Genomic DNA, 18447 nt, shown 5'->3' with positions numbered 1-18447 from the left:
TGACGGGCTGTCTTATCTCCTTGACCCGGTTGACGCCGGGTTAATCCCTTATTACGCGCTGAAGGATGGATCTGTCGATCTGTGCGATATCGCGCTGATGAATGACCACCTGGCCGTTAAGGCTGACAACCAGCGCCGTATAGAGAAATGGAGAGAGGATAATGAACGCTGAGACTATTAAAGATTTCCTCGTCTCGCTCGGTTTTGATATCGACGAAGCAGGCGCGGAAAAGTTCGATTCAGTCCTCGCCGGCACGACCGCAAACGCTATCAAAATGGGGCTGGCCGTCGAAGGTGCCGCGCTTACCGTGGTGGCCTTCACGGCTAAGATCGCCTCCGGTCTGGATAATCTCTACTGGGCGTCACAGCGTACCGGCGCGACGGTACAGGGGATTCAGTCTATTGGCTATGCGGTTTCGCAGGTGGGCGGCAGCGTAGACGCGGCGCGCTCCTCTCTGGAAAGCCTCTCCCGATTTGTGCGTAACAATCCCGGCGCGGAAGGATTCCTGAATCGCCTGGGCGTACAGACCCGTGACGCCAGCGGTAACATGCGCGACATGGCCGCTATCTTTACGGGTGTCGGCCAGAAGCTCAGCAGCATGCCGTACTACCGGGCCAACCAGTATGCGCAGATGCTGGGCATTGATGAAAATACCCTCATGGCGATGCGCCGGGGTGTCGGTGGTTTCTCCGGGCAGTACAGCACAATGGCGAAAGCTATCGGCTTTAATGCTGACGAGGCGGCCAGAAGCTCCAACAAATTCATGATCTCCCTGCGCGAGTTCGGCGCGATGGCAGGCATGGCCCGTGACAAAATCGGCTCTAATCTTGCTGGTGGCCTGGCGGGTTCGCTGGACACGCTGCGCCGCCACATCCTGGATAACTTCCTGCGCATCGAGCAAACCCTGACGAAAGCCATTAAAGGCATTCTGGCGCTCGGGGACATTATCGGGCGGCTGTTCTTCAGACTTATTGAGGGGACATCCAGCCTTATCACCTGGTGGCAATCGCTGGATAAGCAAACGCGGGAGCTCATCTCGCTGTTTGGTGCGCTGACGATTGCGCTGCGCATTCTGAACAGTACGTTCTGGATGTCGCCGATTGGCCTCATTACCGCGCTGGCGGCGGGGATTGCCCTCCTGTGGGAGGACTATCAGACCTGGAAGGAGGGCGGCGACAGCCTTATCGACTGGGGCAAGTGGAAACCGGAAGTCGACGCCGCTCTGAAGATGGTTCGTGACCTTAAAACGACCGTTAACGACCTGGCGAAAGCGCTGGCGAAGCTGCTCAATATTGACCCCAAATCATGGTCCCTGAAGTGGGATTTCAGCAACTTCATCGACCAGATGGGCGAGTTCAGCAAAATGCTGAATATGATCGCCGACCTGCTCAACGCCATTAAAGATGGCCGCTGGGCTGATGCCGCCAGCATCGGCAAACAGATGCTTAATCAGGGCAGCGAAAATCCGTCAGCGATGCCGATGGTTACTGACAGCGCCAACGGTACCGCCGACTGGATTAAAGAGCACTGGGGATTCGATCCTCGCAGCGTGGGCCGAACGGTGCGCGGCTGGTTTGGTGATGATGGCCCTGAACAGCTCGGCCAGTCAGTCAAGCGGCCACAGCCAACCAAAGCAGGCTCTGAACTGCTGGGATGGATGCAGCCGATGCTTACCAACCTGGAACAGCTCTACCGGCTTCCGGAAGGTTTGCTGCGCAGCGTGGCCATCACGGAATCGGGCGGTAATCAGTTCGCCGTTTCAGGCGCTGGCGCTAAAGGTCTGTTTCAGTTTATGGACGGCACGGCGCGCGACATGGGGCTGCGCGGGAATGATGTTTTCGACCCGGAGAAGGCCGCGCAGGCAGCCGCAAAGTATCTCTCACAGCTGCTGCAGGCGAACGGCGGTGACCTGAGCAAGGCGCTGGCCTCTTATAACTGGGGGATCGGGAACGTGCAGAAGCACGGGATGGCCCTTATGCCTCAGGAAACCCGCAACTACATTCCGAAGGTGTTAAGCAACATGCCCGCGCCCGGTGCTCAGGTACAGCAACAGAACACCTATCACATCTACGGTGGTGGTGATCCGCGTTCTGTCGGTACCGAGGTCGAGCGTCGGCAGCAGTCGGCAAACGCCCAGGTCATGCGCGGTAATCAAACGAAGGTGGGTTAATGGATATTCTCTCTACGCTCTTTCAGCAGCAGAGCCGAAAAATAGGGATGATTGTCCCCAGCGTGGTTGTTTCTGAGAAGCATACCGACACGCTGGAGATAACAGAGCACCCTGTCGAGGTCGGGGCCGCCATCGCCGACCATGCCTACAAAAAACCGTCTGAAGTGGTGATGGAGGTCGGTTTCGCAGGTGGCGGATCGTTGCTGGATTTTGCCAGTAACCTGACGGCTACCAGCCTGCTCGGGCTGAGTCCCCAGCAGACGTATCAGGAGATACTCGACCTGCAGGCGAGCCGTATTCCTTTCGATGTGGTGACCGGCAAACGGCTGTACAGCAACATGCTGATCCGCGCGCTGGAAGTGACGACAGACAAGACAACCGAAAACGTTCTGTCTGCCGTCCTCACTCTGAGAGAGGTTCTTATCTCGCAGACGCAGCAGATCACCGTTGCGGATAAAACCAACATGAAGGACGGGGCCAGCACGTCGGCGGTACTGAACACCGGCAACAAAACCACAAAGCCGCCAAATACCTCGCTGCTGAAAAGCATCACGGGTAACGCGGCGTCATTACTGGGGCTCGGCTAATGGCAATTCATGAAATCCCGCTGACAGCGGATAACCAGCAATTCAGCATCATCCTTGCGGGGACCACCTGGCGGGTTAGCATCACCTGGCGCGATCTGTACTGGATTTTGGACCTGCAGAACGACAGAGGGGAGCCGGTAATCTCCGGTATTCCTCTCGTAACGGGGGCTGACCTGCTGGCGCAGTACGGCTATATGGGGCTCGGCTTTAAGCTGGTGGTGGTCTGTGACGACAGCACACAGGATTATCCGACGAAAACCGATCTGGGCGGCCGCAGTCATTTACTGGTATCAACGGAGTAAGCATGTCACAGAACTGGATGAGACATTTCGAGCTGCAGCTCGTGGACGAGAACGGGCAGGGTATTGAGCTCAGCGATTTTAAAGTGACCTTTACGATTGACTGGTTCAACATCAGCAGCGCGTCGCGGGTGGGTACGTTCAAAATCTACAACCTCTCGGCGGATACGGTGAACCGCATCACCGGGCAGGAGTTTTCGAAAGTGCGGCTGATTGCCGGTTACGACGGTATCGCGCCGGAGGTATCGGCCAGCGATGTCGGGACCGTGCGGGAAGTCGACGCGGCGGACGTGGGCCAGAGTGATGGCCGCAACTATGGACTGATTTTCAGCGGCGAAATTCGCTACTCGGTCACAGGAAAAGACAGCCCCATTGATTCCTACGTCCTGATTCAGGCAGCCGATACGGATCTGGCTTTTGCCACCAGCATAACCTCGCAGACCCTCGCAGCCGGTTATACGGTCGCAGACGTGAACCGCGCGCTGATGAAAGACTTCGAGGCCAAAGGCGCGACCGAAGGTCTGACGCCTGAAATGCCTGCTACCGTCTTCCCCCGGGGCCGGGTGCTGTTCGGCATGACACGGCATCTTATGGATAACGTGGCCGGACAATGTGGCGCAACATGGCAGTTCGTGGACGGTCAGCGCCAGATGGTGGCGAATAACGAGTATGTTCACGACGCGATTGTGCTTAACAGCGCCACCGGGCTTATCGGCATGCCGCAACAGACCATCGGCAACGGCGTTAACGTACGCGCGCTGATAAATCCGAACATCCGGGTTAACGGACTCATTCAGCTGGGTCAGGCTTCGGTATTCCGCACCGCACTGTCGAACAACGATATCACGATGGCTGGTGGCCGCATTACCGACCAGAATACAGACGGCAATATCACGCTCAGCGGTACCACGGCGCAGCCTGCCAGCATCGCAACGGATGGCGTTTATATTGTGCGCGGGATTATGTACACTGGCGACACAAGGGGCCAGGCGTGGTATATGGATATGATGTGCGAAGCGCGTGGCGCGCAGGATATGCCATCGAGCACTGCATTGCAGAGGGGGTTATAGAAATGAAACGATGGATTTTTTCATTGCTGGCGTTAGCGTCTGTTGGCGCAAGTGCAAACACTATAACGATGCAATGTGGTAACTTTCGTATGGACGCGATCCCTGACTCATTGTTTAAAATCAATGGCGAAACCGTAACATCCCAAAAGGTTAAAATGTTGGGCAAAGACGGTACAGGCATGCAGATCAAAATGGGTCTAATGCCTGCTAAAGATGGCAACAACTATGGGTTTGAGTATATCCATCGCCCTGGTACCGAAACGCGTTTCCTGAATGTCCAACTGCTGCAGAACAGCATGGATGCGCCGAGAATCATCGGTTCTTTCCCGTGTAAGAAAGTCGCTGGGTGATGTCCTATTGATTTTGCATGATGATTTTGTGCGAAACGGCTCAGCAACACGAGCTTTGGATTGACTAAACTGTATACGCGAACATAAAATTCAACCAAAAGATAAGTAGCGAGCGTACTGTGGCAAGACCAAAACTGAAAGCGGAAGAGCGTTTTGACCAGTTGGTTAAGATAATCAATAGTAATCAACCTCTTGATATTTGGACCTTTCGAGAGGTGGTCTCGGAGTATGGCTCTAAGCGTACTCCGTCTGCTGACACGCTTGTAGCTTTGGCTCACATTGCTAAAGGTGAGGTGAGTGTAGGAATTGAAATGCTTGAAACAATCCTCCCACATGCTGACGTAAACTTTGCGCGGATTTTTTGTAAACTGCTTGAGCGTTTTTCTTTACTCGAAAAATCGGACTACTATATCTATTCTTTAGCTGATAAGTATCCAACCAAGTGGTTTACTTACAGAGCTGGTGGCGTTGCATATTTGGTAGGGAAGTTATCAAAATGCGTAGAATACTTTGGACGTCATTGCAGAATGTTATCCCAAGAAGAACATAGGGATGACGCAGAAGCCTTCTTGCAGGAGGTAATTCACGATATGGATGAAGCATACAAAAAGTCAGGATGCTCTTCAGAACAATACATGCAAGTTGCTCTTGCTGTTCATAGAGTTATGGCTGAATTCCCGCCAACTGAATATCGTGCTGACATCAACGGTGCATCTGGTGGGTCTTATCTGGTTGAGGTAGTCAATGCGTCCCCTGAACAGGTTGTTGCGATGAATATGCGTCTTGCAGATGAGATTTGTTCAATCGATTTACTGGATGATTGCAATCTTATTGCACGTTTTTCCGTTGAAAGAAATAGCCTGAAAGGGTGTAAATATGCCTATAACTAGCTCTGAGTTTTTATCTTCTGCGGAGCGTTGCTTTGCGGAAGATTCTGAGGTTGGTTATCGTAATACTATTTCGCGGGCATATTATGCTCTTTATCATGAAATAAAAGAGAATCTGACTAGCCTTCCTGCTTATACGAAGGATCACCATTCCAGTCTTATCTCTTATCTTAAAAATAAGAGTGAAAACAAACTGGAGCCATATGATCCATTAAGTCTTAAATCCATGGCTTACAAACTTGAGCAACAGAGATTGGCTCGAAATGAAGCTGATTATGACCTCACAAGCTGTGCAATAGATAAAGCAATGGCACAGCAATCTCTCTTAGAGGTTAAGACTATTTTTTCTCAGTGGGAAAAAATGAAGACTGACGAAGCTGTTTAAACTGATTCAGTGTATTAACAAAACCCGCCATCCGGCGGGTTTTTTGCTTTCTGGAGCCTACCAAATGGCAGTATCTGACCAGACCCGCAGTGGCGACCTTGCCGAAACATTCAAATCTGAGCGGGACACGATTAAAAACCAGATCCGTGTCGCTTTGCCTGGCATCGTTCAGTCATTCGATCCCGGTTCTGTTACGGCGGTTGTGCAGCCAGCTATCCGTTCAGTTGAAACCGATAACGACGGCAACCGCATTACCAAAAATTACCCGCTGCTGGTGGATGTGCCGGTGATTTTTCCGCGCGGCGGCGGCTGCACGTTAACTTTCCCGGTGAAAGCCGGCGATGAATGCCTGGTGATTTTTGCCGATCGCTGCATAGATTTCTGGTGGCAGAGCGGCGGGGTACAGGAACCTGTCGACGACCGGGTGCATGATTTATCGGATGCGTTCTGTATCGTCGGGCCGCAGTCGCAGGCGCAGAAAATCAGCGGCATCAGCACCAGCGCGGTTGAGTTACGTAGCGACGATGGCGGAACCAAACTGAGCCTTAATCCTTCAAGTGGGGCGATAGCCGGTACCGCGCCGGGAGGTTTCAACCTCAACGGCCTGAAAATTCTGCCTGACGGCCGCCTGCAGCTGGTGGATGGATCAATCGTTGATAAGCATACGCATGGCGGCGTTGAAAGCGGGGGCAGCAATACAAAACCTCTGGGAGGGTAATTATGAGATACAGACGTGAAGACGCCGACGGTGATTACACCTTTGGCAGCGGCGATGATACCTGGCTGATTAACTCACCGGAGGCCGTGGCGCAGGCTGTGAAAACGCGCTTCGAATTGTGGTATGGGCAATGGTTTCTCGACACCACCGAGGGGACACCGTGGATTCAGTCCGTACTCGGTAAGCAGAAGCCAGAATCCTACAACTTGGCGATCCGTAAGCGCATCCTCGAAACGCGGGGCGTTAAATCCATCCTCTCTTTCAATACGACAGTGAATACTTCGACGCGCCGCGTCCAGTTCTTCGCTGAAATCGACACCATCTACGGAACAACGACAGTAACCAGCGAGGCATAAATGGCCCTCAATTTGGACACACTCGGCTTATCGGCAACGGTAACCGCTGAGGGGATCAGTGCGCCTGATTACCAGACGATACTCGATACCCTGACGAGCTATTTCCAGCAGATTTATGGCAGTGACGCTTATCTGGAGCCAGACAGCAAAGACGGCCAGATGGTGGCGCTGGTGGCGCTGGCTATTCACGATGCCAACAACACGGCCATCTCCGTTTATAACTGCTTCTCACCTGCTACAGGTTACGGCGCAGCGCTGACCAGTAACGTAAAAATTAACGGTATCGCGCGCAAAGGGGCGACGAACTCCACCGTGGATCTGCTGCTCACCGGCACCGCAGGGACAACTATCACGAACGGTACCGTTAAAGACACTAATAACGTGATCTGGCGTCTTCCTGCCTCGGTAGTGATTGGCGTTGACGGTACGGTGACGGCCACTGCCACCTGCTCAAACAGCGGCGCGGTCGCCGCGCTGGCGGGGACAATTACGACCATAAACACACCGACCCGAGGCTGGACATCGGTAACCAACCCGGCGGCGGCCACCGTAGGCGCGCCGGCAGAAACCGACGCAGAGCTGCGCATCAGGCAGGGGCAGAGCGTCGCGCTACCCTCTATCACGCCGTTTGAGGGCGTTGACGGTGCGATTGCTAACATTGCTGGCGTGACACGTCACAAGCTCTACGAAAATGATACTGGCGCGACCGACAGTAATGGGCTGCCGCCACATTCTATCTCAGCCATCGTGGACGGCGGGGACGTGACAGACATTGCCCAGACTATCCGGGGTAATAAAGGGCAGGGAACAGCGACCTACGGTACGACCTCTGTCACGGTACCGGACGCTTACGGCAATCCACACGTGATCAGTTTTTCGCGTTCGACTGATGTTCCGATTTACGGGCATATCACACTGAAAGCCTTTACGGGCTACACGTCGCAAATTGGCTTGCAGATTCAGCAGGCCGTCGCGGATTACATCAACGGGCTGGCGATCGGTGATTCTGTTCTGCTGAGCCGCATTTACTCCCCAGCGAACCTCGGCGTGGTGAGTGGTGGTAGTGCACGCTATTACGACATTCAGGAGCTACTGATTGGAAAATCTGCCGGAACGGTAGCGGCGGGGAATATCAATATCGCATACAACGAATCAGCGTCCTGTAAACCGGAAAATATTGTTCTAACGGTGACGTCATGAGTAAGTACACAGACTTAATCACCAACTGCCACGCCACCAGACCGAAATACTTTGATCACATCGACCTGAGCACCCGGCCGCTGATTGATATCACATCAGCCTCACGGGAGCTGGTTAGCGCGTTTGACATTGATACTGCGGTAGGCGTCCAGCTTGATACCCTCGGACTCTGGATCGGACGTAGCCGTATAGTCAGCCAGCCTATTACGGGTGTCTATTTCAGCTGGGATACCGACGGGCTCGGATATGACCAGGGCGTCTGGCAAGGGCCGTATGATCCGGATTCAGGCTATACGTCGCTGAGCGATGACACCTACCGCATCATTCTGAAAGCAAAAATCGCTATCAACAACTGGGACGGCCGCAACGACTCGCTGCCACCCATTCTTGACGCTGCGACAGCAGACTCTGGCCTGAAAATGCAGATCGTCGACAACCAGGACATGACGATTTCGGTTTGGGTATTTCCCGAGACAGATATTGCTGATGTGTCCCTCGAGCTGATCGCCGCGATTAAACAGGGCTATTTGACAGTAAAAGCAGCCGGCGTTTGGGCCGGGGATGTTGAAACGCCTTCGATTGAAACACCGTCCGAGGGCTCAAAATTCTTTGGGTTTGATTTGGAAAACGAATACATCGGCGGGTTCGATGTTGGAGCATGGGGGAAATTACTTTAATGGCTACAAATAACTTTAAACCTTTCGCTACGGGTGCGGGCGCTAACGTCATGTCGCAAGCAGACTGGGAAGCCTTAACTGCACTGCTTACAGGATTTCAGTCCGGTAAAGCTGCGAGTGCGCAGGTGAATAAAGCCCTTCGTCAGGGAACAGTGATGGCAAGCGTTATCGGACAGTTCATCGCAGACAGTACCGGCCAGGACGTTCTTGATAACGGAAACACGTCAGTGCTTCTGACTAATTTTATCAATGCCCTGAAAGCCAATACAAACGGGCGCCTGCTAAATGTGCGAACTTTCACTGCGAGCGGAACGTATACGCCAACAACCGGAACCAAGAAAATAAGGGTCCGCATCGTAGGTGGGGGAGGGGCGGGTGGTGGTGCTGCCGCCTCTACCTCATCCGGAACATTAGCCGCGGGGCATGGCGGCTCAGCGGGAACTTATGGTGAAACGGGCCTGATCGATGCCAGTTCTTTATCTTCAGTGGCGGTTACTGTTGGATCAGCTGGAGCCAGCTCAGTAGGCGGGAACGGTACATCCGGTGGTGCATCATCATTCGGTTCATTTATTTCCGCGCCTGGTGGTGATGGTGGAAAATATGGCGCGTCTGGTACAGCTACTTTCAGTCTGGTACCCGATCTAAATCAAACAGGCGACTGTACTGGTTCCAGCGTCCTGTTGAATGTTCCGGGCGAGGGAGGCTGGGGGCAAATGTCCTTTGCTACAGGTACGGCGGGTGGAACGACAACATCCTCCTCCGCAAAAGGTGGTCGCGGGGGGAATTCTGTGCTCGGTGGAGGTGGGCATGCTCTCATAATTAATTCCGTACCGGGTGCCGGAACAGGGTATGGTGCCGGAGGAGCAGGTGCGGCGACCACATACGTGAATGGCACTTCGGCAGTAGCCGGTGGAGCGGGTTCTTCAGGCATTGTTATTATTGAGGAGTATGCATGATGTCTACTTATGCACTAATTAAGGACGGGCAGGTCGTAAATACTGTCGTTTGGGATGGCGAGGGTGATATTTTCGAGGGCTATGAGACTTTCAAAATTGACGGTCTTGGCGTAGGTATCGGCTGGACATATGACGGCAAAATATTTACTGCCCCTGTTGAACCACCACAACCAGAACCGACTCATGATGAACTGGTTCAGCAAGCCGAACTTCAGAAGCAAACCCTGATTAGCCAGGCGAATGAATACATTGATAGTAAGCAATGGCCGTCGAAACTGGCACTCGGCCGCCTGAAAGATGATGAAAAGGCCTCATTTAATAAGTGGCTTGATTATCTTGATGCGCTCGAATCGGTAGACCCATCAAAAGCACAAGAAATAGTCTGGCCTACAATATAAAGTAAGACATCAAGGGTAATTTACGCCCTTGATGTCTTCATGCGTTTGTTAATAGTTTAAACTATCCTAAGATCTTCATTTATTACAGATGCTCCCGCCGAGATAAATTAGTAAATTTTTATCATTCTCGAAAATGGAGTATTGAGGCATGGTGTAAATAAGATTCATCTCACCATTGCAAGCCAATTTCTCTAATTCATAGGAAATCTGCCTGTCCTTGCCAGAGAACTTTATGTTCCTAATCCCATTGTTAACTAATGACTGACTCAATGTCATGTCATAGTAGTTGTTCTTTATGTAATCTAGTATTGGGAATACTCTATTTGAAGTTTTTGACGCCTCTGAATAGTCTGTTGCGCCGAATATGTATGTATTTTTGTTTGATTTTAAAAGTGAAAGCTTTTCGCTTAAGGAAAATAATACATATGAATCGTAGCGTTGCTGATGATAAAGTGAAGATGCAGTGGCATAAATCACTGATGTTGATGAGAATATCAGTGCGATAGATAAATACGCTGCGATACGATTAAAGAAATCATTGAATGTGGCGGGGATGGCAAGGGCTAGGAAAACTATAAACGCTATTGGAAATAAAACTCGCGTTGGATAGTACCCATTACTAAGAATCAGGTTGACTCCAGCAGAACAAATTAATATTACAACTGGAGCAAATACCATTAGTGAAAGGTTTAAAAACCTTGAATTCCCCGCGCCCTCTTTAACTACTGCAATAATATGTTTTGCGTATACAATGATAAAAGCTAACGTTGCTACTGCTATTAATATAGCAGCGACGTGACCATAAGATTGCAATGCTGTTGAAATAGAGGTCTTAATTCCTATGTAAATGTTACTTGCTAATCCAGTAGTTAAGTCTGCCCTCTTTTCAGTGGATTTAATGGTATTAAGTACAACAACGAAATAGTATAAAACGCAAGACACTACGGTTAGCCCAGCAGATTTTATTATGTACTCTATGTTTTTGTTGTTGTGTTTTTGGGATTGAATAAATGTAGTTATTACCAATATCGGGAATATTGCAATGGCTGGTTGGTAAAAAGAAAGACATGCAATAAGTGATGCTAGCGCATATATAGTCCTGTTTTTGTTTAGCAAATCCCACGCTAGAACAGGTAACAACATGGACAATATCATTGATAATGAATCAAACCTGAACAACATATTACCAAGTAACAGTGGATTTACTGCTACAGTTATACATGTTAGAACATTCCCAATGGTGATTTTATGAAATGTATTTTTAAGTAAAAGAATTGTTAAATAAGATAACGCAATAATACTCGATAACTGAGGCAAAGGTGTAATGTCGGCAAGGCGGTCAGAACTGGTGCTCAAGAACATAGCAAGCCATTCAGTTAGTGGTCTGCCTAATTCAATCCACCCAAAGTATCCTTTAATTGACCTAGTGATATCATCAACCAGATAGAGCCTGTCATTGATCAGTGGGTAGTATCCGATCGATATTATTATGAGCGAGAATATCCACGCACTGAACAATGAAAATTCTTTTTTGTGAAAGCTAACCATTTAATTTCCCTTCAAAATATAACGAGGTCTGTTTTTAACCTCAATATAAATCCTGCCGATGTACTCGCCGAGAACTCCAATACCGATTAATTGCACACCGCCGAGGAACAAAATTGATACCAATATAGAAGGATAGCCTCTTACTGGATTTCCGAATGCTATGGTGTCAATAATCATCCACGCTCCGTACATAAAGGCCATGCCGGCAACGAACAAACCGATATACGTCCACATGCGCAGTGGGAAAGTTGAGAAACTTGTAATGCCCTCTAATGCAAGGTTCCACAGCTTCCAGCCATTGAACTTAGAATCCCCGGCCACACGTTCTGCGCGGGCATATTCAACAACATCAGTGCGGCCGCCAACCCAACTCAAAACTCCTTTCATGAAAAGGTTGCGCTCTGGCATCAGCTTGATGTTTTCAACCACATTTCGAGACATCAGGCGGAAGTCGCCAACGTTTTCCTCGATCTGCGGATTGCTGATTTTGTTGTGCAGCTTATAGAACCACTCTGCGGTCTTACGCTTGAGTCGCCCATCGGTGGATCGGTCAGAGCGTTTAGCCAGCACCATATCTGCCCCAGCCTGCCACTTCTCAATCAGGTGTGGAATGACCTCAATTGGGTCCTGCAGGTCTACATCAATCGGGATAATCGCGTCACCGGTTGCATTGTCAAGCCCGGCGAACAGCGCTGGCTCTTTACCGAAGTTGCGAGTGAATGACAGCGGAACTACAAGAGGGTCAGCTACAGCAAGCGCGTTTATGATTGATTCTGTGGCGTCTTTACTGCCGTCATTGATGAAGATGATTTCAACATCATGCTGCTGCAGACCTTCAAATTCCCGTACAGTTTTATAGAAGATTGGAATGGCTTCCTCTTCATTGAACACCGGCACGACCAAAGAAATTTTCATTTCGCATCCCTAAAGACAATGAATTTTGAGTATATGAACCCGGCAACAAGACTGAATCCTGAGAACGCTAAGAGGGTTAAAATAGGCGACGCACCAATCGCATCTGCGATGTACCCTGTCATTCCAGCCATGATGCCCATGAATGCGACGAACGCGATATAACGCCCTGACGTTGCCTGTGATTTGAACGTCCATCTTGCGTTAGCGAAGAAACTAAACGTAACCGCAATGAAGAATGCGGAGACGTTTGCAACAGCCTGAGTAGCTTCGAAGAAATGAAGAAGCGCGCCGAAGCATACCCAGTGCATAGCAGTGTTAATTACGCCTACTGAAATGTAGCGACTAAATAACTTTAACATCTGAAAAATCAGTCAATTCTGAAAGATGACAAGTTTAGCATTGCGTATGAGAGTGTTCTAGATTTAATCCTGTACAAGCCACATATCGGCCTCTTCAAACATTTCCTCCAGCATACGGTTCAGTTTTTCCCGATCACTTTTGCTGGCATCGCTATTCAAGCCGTTCGCCTGCATTGGCTTCACCCTCACTTCGGCATCAGGGAAAATCTGGTGTACCCGTTTCGTCAACTCGGCCAGGATAATTTCTCTGGCGCCTGCCAAACCATCAACATTACGCTTGTCATAAACCAGTTCAACAAACATAAAAACCTCCGGAAAACCACTGTGATTGTATACAGTATTTTTGCTGTAAAAATAAACAGTGTCAAGGCGAGCGGAGCGCGAAAGGGGGAGATTTTTTGTTACCCTTAGTTACAAATAGAAAAACCCCAGACCGTGAGATCTGGGGTTCTTTTAAAGTGCACGTGCATTTCACGTGCATATTTTTGTCTTTTCTCGGTCTGCGCACTGTCTGGTCAGTGTCCGTAAGTGGTTGTTTTAATTGCCGCTGTCCGGTTGCAGTCCTATCAAAAGTGGTGGAGCTGGCGGGAGTTGAACCCGCGTCCGAAATTTCTACATCCTCGGTACTACATGCTTAGTTTGTCTTTACATTCGCACGCCAGCTGCGGACAAACACGCCACTAACGAACTAGCCTGATTAGTTTTAACGCTTCAACCCCAGGCAGGGTTTCCACGCGATCTCTTTTGGGTTTGACCTCTCTTTGATCCCCGTCTTAAGAGCGGAAGCTAGGGAGAGAGGGCTCTTAGCAGGTTATTAAGCTGCTAAAGCGTAGTTTTCGTCGTTTGCGACTATTTTTTTGCGGCTTTTAACGAGGCAAACCGCCCCTCGGCATGCACCTTGGGTTTCGCAAATCCCGTCGAATCCAGAATCAGCCCCAATAGTGTTGAACTCAGTATACCAGATTTCACTTCCTCGATACCAGCCCGAAACGCTAACTTATTGAATAGTACAATAAGCGCGCAGAATCAACGTCCTGCGTTTTTCATGATACGTGCTTTGTCGAGCTGCCACTCGCGTGCTTTCAGGTCAGTACGCTTGTCGTGCTGTTTCTTACCTTTTGCCACGCCGATTTTCACTTTGCACCAGGCGTTTTTCCAGTACAAAGAGAGCGCAACTACGGTGAAGCCTTCGCGGTTGATGCGTCCGTAGAGGGATTCCAGCTCGCGCTTGTTCAGCAGCAGCTTACGGGTGCGGGTTGGATCGCAGACGTAATGTGAAGAGGCGACGGTCAGCGGCGTAAAGTTCGCGCCGAACAGGAAGGCCTCACCGTCTTTCAGGATCACGTAGCTGTCGCCGATGTTGGCTTTCCCGGCACGCAGCGATTTTACTTCCCAGCCCTGCAACGCAAGGCCGGCCTCGAATTCTTCTTCGATGAAATACTCGTGGCGAGCACGCTTGTTGAGCGCAATGGTCGCCGAACCAGGTTTATGTGCTTTTTTCTTCGTCATAAGTGTCGTAAAGCCGTCGGTAATCTGATTTTAAAAAGTCACCTCATTGCGTCCTGTGAGGTCTAACGCGCTATCTTAGCACGAGATAAGGCTTAGCGTTTTTTTAACAGGTGATAAATGTTATTATTTGTCTGTTGTGTGACCATGGAAAATGCTATGCCTCAGATTAGCCGTACTGCGCTTGTTCCCTACAGCGCGGAACAAATGTATCAGTTAGTGAACGACGTTCAGTCCTATCCGGAATTTATTCCAGGATGCACCGGTAGCCGGGTGCTGGAATCCGGCCCGACTCAGATGACTGCGGCCGTGGATGTCTCCAAAGCGGGGATCAGCAAAACGTTCACCACGCGCAATACCCTGACGAGCAATCAGAGTATTTTGATGCATCTGGTGGATGGTCCGTTTAAAAAACTGATGGGAGGGTGGAAGTTTACGCCACTGAGCGCTGACGCCTGCCGCATTGAGTTTCATCTGGATTTTGAATTTACCAATAAGCTGATCGAACTGGCGTTTGGCCGAATCTTTAAAGAGCTGGCCTCGAATATGGTTCAGGCGTTCACCACGCGCGCCAAAGAGGTTTACAGTGTCGCATAAGATTGCTGTTGAGGTGGTGTATGCGCTGCCGGAGAAGCAGTATTTGCAGCGCGTGACGCTTGAAGAGGGCGCCACCGTTGAGGCGGCTATCCGGGCCTCCGGCATCCTTGAACTTCGCCGTGATATTGACCTGGCGAAGAATAAAGTCGGCATTTATAGCCGTCCGGTTAAGCTCGGTGATGTGCTGAAAGAGGGCGACAGGGTTGAAATCTATCGTCCGCTGATTGCCGACCCGAAAGAGTTGCGCCGTCAGCGAGCAGAGAAATCCGGTAAGTAGCCAAATAAACATACACAAAAAAGGTGCTCATTGAGCACCTTTTTGCGTTGCTGGCACCTGATTATTTGGTCAGGGCAGGCTTGTTGTCGATGTTGGTCAGCACGCCAGCACTGCTGAAGGTCAGCGTCAGGGTTTGCTGGGTCACATCTTCATGACCAGGCTGCTGGCGGAATACATAGAACCAGGTGTTTGTGCCGAACGGATCGGACATCATCGGGGTTCCCAGGGCATAAGCGACCTGCTGTTGTGTCATACCTACGCGGATTTTGGACACATCGTTAGGAGTAAGGTAGTTCCCCTGGTTGATATCAGGACGGTAAACCACTTTCTCCAGAGTGGAACAGCCTGCGGTCAACATCAGAAGAACCGCTGCGGCAGCGGTCAGCGTTTTACAGCGCATAGTGATTTGATTCCTTTTCGGGCCCGAGCAGTACGCGGCTCATATGTAATATGCCGATGATAATAGACCTTGCCCCACTTTGAAACTGGTCTGGCGGCGTTTTTGTTGTTCTGTATGACCCTGAGATCCCGGAAAAGTTTATGCCGCCAGCAGTTCTTTCGCATTCGCGAGCGTATTACGGGTGACTTCACTGCCCCCCAGCAGGCGTGCCAGCTCCTGCAAGCGTGAGCGTTTATCCAGCGGTTTCATGTGCGTTTCCGTCATTTCGCCATCGGTTTCCTTGCTAACGATAAAGTGGTGATGACCACAGCCGGCGACCTGCGGCAGGTGAGTCACACACATAACCTGCGTCGATTCACCCAACTGACGCAGCAGTTTGCCGACAACGGCCGCGGTCGGGCCGCTGATACCCACATCCACTTCATCGAAAATCAACGCCGGGGTTTCCATTTTACGGGCGGTAATCACCTGAATGGCCAGGGCGATACGCGACAGTTCACCGCCAGAAGCCACTTTCGAAATCGCCTGTAAAGGCTGGCCTGGGTTGGTGGTGACGCGGAATTCTACGCGGTCTGCTCCTTCCGCCGTCAGGTGATGCTCTTCAAAGCGAACATCAATAGTGAACACCCCATGCGGCATCGCCAGCGTATGCATGCTGTCGGTAATATGCTGGCTAAGCTCCAGAGCATAGTGCTGTCGCACGTCGTGCAGCCGTTTCGCCGTTTCCAGCGCCTGCTGATGATGCAGATTAACCGCCAGAGACAAGGTTTCGAGGGAATCGGCCTGATCGTCCAGCTGCTGCTGTTCCTCCAGCAGAGACTGATAGTAATTCGGCAGCTCTTCCGGGGTAACGTGATGCTTACGCGCCAGTGAAATCTGACGGGAGATGCGTTGCTCAAGCTCGAACAGACGGTTCGGGTCGAGATCCAGACGTTCACAGTAGTGGCGCAGCTCATCCCCGGCTTCTGAAATCTGAATCGCGGCCTCTTCCAGCATTTCCAGTACGCCAGAAAGCTTATTGTCCATGCCGGTCAGTTCGGTCACAAGCTGACGCACGGTATACAGCTGGCTCTGCAAATTCACGTCTTCGCCATCCGCCAGCATGTTCAGGGCATTCTGGCTGATGGAAAGCAGCTGACCGCTGTTGGCCAGACGCTTGTACTCCTCGTCGATTTGCTCAAATTCACCCGCCTGAGGGTTAAATTCGTTCAGCTCTTTCAACTGATATTCCAGCAGCTCGGCGCGCGCGGTACGCTCCTGGCTTTGCTGTTGATGCTGCGCAAGTTCGCGGCAGCTTTGATGCCACTGACGATAGTGCTCCGCCATGAGTTGAGTAAGCGCGTACTCACCCGCGTAGCCATCGAGCAGGGCTTTCTGCTGTTCGGGTTTGATTAGCTGCTGGTGCGCGTGCTGACCATGGATCTGGATGAGCAGCTGGCCCAGCTCGCGAAGCTGGGAAAGGGGAACCGCTGTACCATTGATAAAACCGCGGGAGCGGCCGTCACTGCTGATGACGCGACGAAGTAAACACTCACGTCCATCTTCCAGCTGGTTCGCTTCCAGCCAGCGCAGGGCGGCAGGCGTGTCTTTTAACGAGAAGCGGGCGCAGAGATCGGCACGGGCCGCACCTGTGCGCACCATATCACCCTCTGCACGACCGCCGAGGCACAAGCCGAGGGCATCAATGGCAATGGATTTACCTGCACCGGTTTCACCGGTAATCGCCGTCATTCCACTATGGAAGTCGATCTCAAGCTCACGAACAATGGCAAAGTTGCTGATGGTCAGTTGTGCCAGCATAATTGTTTTCCTGTATGAAAAACCATAACTGTGTTTGTATACAGTATAAACTGGTTTTATATACAGTAAAGCGCTGGATGTAAAATCAGAACAATTTTTTTGACCAGCCGAGTTTTGAGCTTAATGTATTGAAATAACTGTAATCTTTTGGATGGATAAGGTTCAGGTGATAATCGCAGCGGCGAATGAGGACATCTTCTCCTTCCTGAATGGGAAGCGCGATCTGGCTGTCGCAGCTGATCTCCAGGTCGCTGCGGCGATGTGAAAAACGCAGGCGGATGGTGCTGTCGCCGTTGATCACCAGCGGACGCGCCGAGAGCGTATGCGGGAACATCGGCACCAGGGTGATCGCATCCAGCGATGGCGTCAGGATTGGGCCTCCGGCTGAAAGCGAGTAGGCAGTTGACCCCGTCGGGGTTGAAATAATCAGCCCGTCAGAGCGCTGCGAGAAAGCGAAGATTTCGTCGATATAGACTTCGAACTCGATCATGTGCGCCACTTTACCAGGGTGGAGAACCACCTCGTTAATAGCGGTGCTGATGCGCTTCTGGCAATCCTGCTGGCAGACCTGGGCTTCAAGTAAAAACCGTTTTTCACTGATATAGTGACCTTCCAGCACGTCCGCCAGCTGCTGTTGCGCATTGTCCGGGTCGAGGTCGGTCAGGAAACCAAGATTGCCACGGTTAATACCAATAACCTTAATATCATAGCGAGCCAGCGTTCGCGCCGCGCCCAGCATATTGCCGTCGCCGCCGACCACCACGGCGAGATCCGCCTGCTGGCCAATTTCCGCCAGCGTGCCGGTTCTGACGCTTTTAAGCTGCAACTCCTGGGCGATCTGCTGCTCGACCATCACTTCATAGCCTTTACCACACAGCCAGCGATACAACATTTCATGTGTCGTCAATGCGGTAGGGTGACGCGGATGGCCGACGATCCCAATACACCTGAAATGATTATTCATTTTCTGGAGGTCCTTGTGCCTGATGAA

24 protein-coding genes and 1 other RNA gene are annotated in these 18447 nt (G+C 51.1%); 16 read left to right on the top strand and 9 right to left on the bottom strand.

Annotated elements, in window-relative coordinates:
- Positions 1–7: 7 nt before the first annotated feature.
- From ACOTX2_RS12585 to ACOTX2_RS12520, 14 genes are all read left to right on the top strand, one after another.
- Entirely contained in the window at positions 8–172 is a 165-nt protein-coding gene (locus tag ACOTX2_RS12585; RefSeq protein ID WP_023229521.1) for a DUF6889 family protein, read from the top strand.
- Positions 162–2171, top strand: coding sequence for a transglycosylase SLT domain-containing protein (locus ACOTX2_RS12580; RefSeq protein ID WP_100148730.1), 2010 nt, complete (start codon positions 162–164; stop codon positions 2169–2171). Before ACOTX2_RS12585 ends, ACOTX2_RS12580 begins: the two co-directional genes overlap by 11 nt.
- Positions 2171–2758, top strand: coding sequence for a phage baseplate protein (locus ACOTX2_RS12575; protein ID WP_016247449.1), 588 nt, complete (start codon positions 2171–2173; stop codon positions 2756–2758). Before ACOTX2_RS12580 ends, ACOTX2_RS12575 begins: the two co-directional genes overlap by 1 nt.
- On the top strand, positions 2758–3060 hold the full coding sequence (locus ACOTX2_RS12570; RefSeq protein ID WP_100148729.1) for a phage baseplate plug family protein: 303 nt from the start codon (positions 2758–2760) through the stop codon (positions 3058–3060). Before ACOTX2_RS12575 ends, ACOTX2_RS12570 begins: the two co-directional genes overlap by 1 nt.
- Before the next feature lie 2 nt (positions 3061–3062).
- The gene (locus ACOTX2_RS12565) at positions 3063–4127 is read left to right on the top strand and encodes a hypothetical protein (protein WP_100148728.1); all 1065 of its coding nucleotides are present in this window, start codon (positions 3063–3065) and stop codon (positions 4125–4127) included.
- A gap of 2 nt (positions 4128–4129) precedes the next feature.
- Positions 4130–4477, top strand: coding sequence for a hypothetical protein (locus ACOTX2_RS12560; protein WP_100148727.1), 348 nt, complete (start codon positions 4130–4132; stop codon positions 4475–4477).
- Between the two features lie 119 nt (positions 4478–4596).
- Positions 4597–5367, top strand: a complete 771-nt coding sequence (locus tag ACOTX2_RS12555; RefSeq protein WP_100148726.1) for a hypothetical protein — start codon at positions 4597–4599, stop codon at positions 5365–5367.
- Complete coding sequence (locus tag ACOTX2_RS12550; protein WP_001123212.1) at positions 5354–5749, top strand: hypothetical protein; 396 nt, start codon at positions 5354–5356, stop codon at positions 5747–5749. The genes ACOTX2_RS12555 and ACOTX2_RS12550 overlap by 14 nt, the downstream gene beginning before the upstream one ends.
- 64 nt (positions 5750–5813) lie before the next feature.
- On the top strand, positions 5814–6467 hold the full coding sequence (locus ACOTX2_RS12545) for a Gp138 family membrane-puncturing spike protein (protein WP_100148725.1): 654 nt from the start codon (positions 5814–5816) through the stop codon (positions 6465–6467).
- A 2-nt stretch (positions 6468–6469) separates the two neighbouring features.
- Positions 6470–6823 (top strand): hypothetical protein, encoded by a 354-nt coding sequence (locus tag ACOTX2_RS12540; RefSeq protein ID WP_100148724.1) that lies wholly within the window; start codon positions 6470–6472, stop codon positions 6821–6823.
- Positions 6824–8023 (top strand): baseplate J/gp47 family protein, encoded by a 1200-nt coding sequence (locus tag ACOTX2_RS12535; protein ID WP_100148723.1) that lies wholly within the window; start codon positions 6824–6826, stop codon positions 8021–8023.
- Complete coding sequence (locus ACOTX2_RS12530; RefSeq protein WP_100148722.1) at positions 8020–8700, top strand: DUF2612 domain-containing protein; 681 nt, start codon at positions 8020–8022, stop codon at positions 8698–8700. The genes ACOTX2_RS12535 and ACOTX2_RS12530 overlap by 4 nt, the downstream gene beginning before the upstream one ends.
- Positions 8700–9656 (top strand): hypothetical protein, encoded by a 957-nt coding sequence (locus ACOTX2_RS12525; RefSeq protein WP_100148721.1) that lies wholly within the window; start codon positions 8700–8702, stop codon positions 9654–9656. The genes ACOTX2_RS12530 and ACOTX2_RS12525 overlap by 1 nt, the downstream gene beginning before the upstream one ends.
- Complete coding sequence (locus tag ACOTX2_RS12520) at positions 9653–10054, top strand: tail fiber assembly protein (protein WP_400175305.1); 402 nt, start codon at positions 9653–9655, stop codon at positions 10052–10054. The genes ACOTX2_RS12525 and ACOTX2_RS12520 overlap by 4 nt, the downstream gene beginning before the upstream one ends.
- A gap of 75 nt (positions 10055–10129) precedes the next feature.
- Here the strand turns inward: ACOTX2_RS12520 and ACOTX2_RS12515 are convergent, their stop codons facing one another.
- The 6 genes from ACOTX2_RS12515 to smpB all read right to left on the bottom strand — a co-directional run bounded on the left by ACOTX2_RS12515 (position 10130) and on the right by smpB (position 14385).
- Positions 10130–11602 (bottom strand): glucosyltransferase domain-containing protein, encoded by a 1473-nt coding sequence (locus tag ACOTX2_RS12515; RefSeq protein WP_100148720.1) that lies wholly within the window; start codon positions 11600–11602, stop codon positions 10130–10132.
- The gene (locus ACOTX2_RS12510; protein ID WP_023295272.1) at positions 11603–12517 is read right to left on the bottom strand and encodes a glycosyltransferase family 2 protein; all 915 of its coding nucleotides are present in this window, start codon (positions 12515–12517) and stop codon (positions 11603–11605) included.
- A complete protein-coding gene (locus ACOTX2_RS12505) occupies positions 12514–12876 on the bottom strand; it encodes a GtrA family protein (protein ID WP_023295271.1) in 363 nt (120 codons plus the stop codon). Before ACOTX2_RS12505 ends, ACOTX2_RS12510 begins: the two co-directional genes overlap by 4 nt.
- Before the next feature lie 63 nt (positions 12877–12939).
- Positions 12940–13179 carry a DinI family protein gene (locus ACOTX2_RS12500; protein WP_100148719.1) on the bottom strand — a complete coding sequence of 80 codons (240 nt, stop codon included), beginning with the start codon at positions 13177–13179 and terminating at the stop codon, positions 12940–12942.
- A 270-nt stretch (positions 13180–13449) separates the two neighbouring features.
- Positions 13450–13813: a transfer-messenger RNA gene (gene ssrA, locus ACOTX2_RS12495) on the bottom strand.
- Positions 13814–13902: 89 nt separating this feature from the next.
- On the bottom strand, positions 13903–14385 hold the full coding sequence (gene smpB, locus ACOTX2_RS12490) for an SsrA-binding protein SmpB (RefSeq protein WP_003863115.1): 483 nt from the start codon (positions 14383–14385) through the stop codon (positions 13903–13905).
- A gap of 156 nt (positions 14386–14541) precedes the next feature.
- On the opposite strand from smpB, the gene ACOTX2_RS12485 reads away from it, so the two are divergent.
- Both ACOTX2_RS12485 and ACOTX2_RS12480 read left to right on the top strand, forming a co-directional pair.
- Entirely contained in the window at positions 14542–14979 is a 438-nt protein-coding gene (locus tag ACOTX2_RS12485) for a type II toxin-antitoxin system RatA family toxin (protein ID WP_003863117.1), read from the top strand.
- Complete coding sequence (locus ACOTX2_RS12480) at positions 14969–15256, top strand: RnfH family protein (RefSeq protein ID WP_003863119.1); 288 nt, start codon at positions 14969–14971, stop codon at positions 15254–15256. The genes ACOTX2_RS12485 and ACOTX2_RS12480 overlap by 11 nt, the downstream gene beginning before the upstream one ends.
- A 61-nt stretch (positions 15257–15317) precedes the next feature.
- On the opposite strand, the gene bamE is transcribed toward ACOTX2_RS12480, so the two are convergent.
- From bamE to nadK, 3 genes are all read right to left on the bottom strand, one after another.
- Entirely contained in the window at positions 15318–15656 is a 339-nt protein-coding gene (gene bamE, locus ACOTX2_RS12475) for an outer membrane protein assembly factor BamE (RefSeq protein ID WP_003863121.1), read from the bottom strand.
- 138 nt (positions 15657–15794) lie between these two features.
- Positions 15795–17456 (bottom strand): DNA repair protein RecN, encoded by a 1662-nt coding sequence (gene recN, locus ACOTX2_RS12470; RefSeq protein ID WP_022649071.1) that lies wholly within the window; start codon positions 17454–17456, stop codon positions 15795–15797.
- Between the two features lie 85 nt (positions 17457–17541).
- Positions 17542–18420 (bottom strand): NAD(+) kinase, encoded by an 879-nt coding sequence (gene nadK / locus ACOTX2_RS12465; RefSeq protein WP_022649070.1) that lies wholly within the window; start codon positions 18418–18420, stop codon positions 17542–17544.
- Between the last annotated feature and the right edge of the window lie 27 nt (positions 18421–18447).

This window comes from Enterobacter cloacae complex sp. IR5412, assembly GCF_049237385.1.
Lineage (GTDB): Bacteria > Pseudomonadota > Gammaproteobacteria > Enterobacterales > Enterobacteriaceae > Enterobacter > Enterobacter intestinihominis.
Note: the sequence above shows the minus strand (reverse complement) of the source record. Positions and strands in the feature narration are given on the sequence as shown.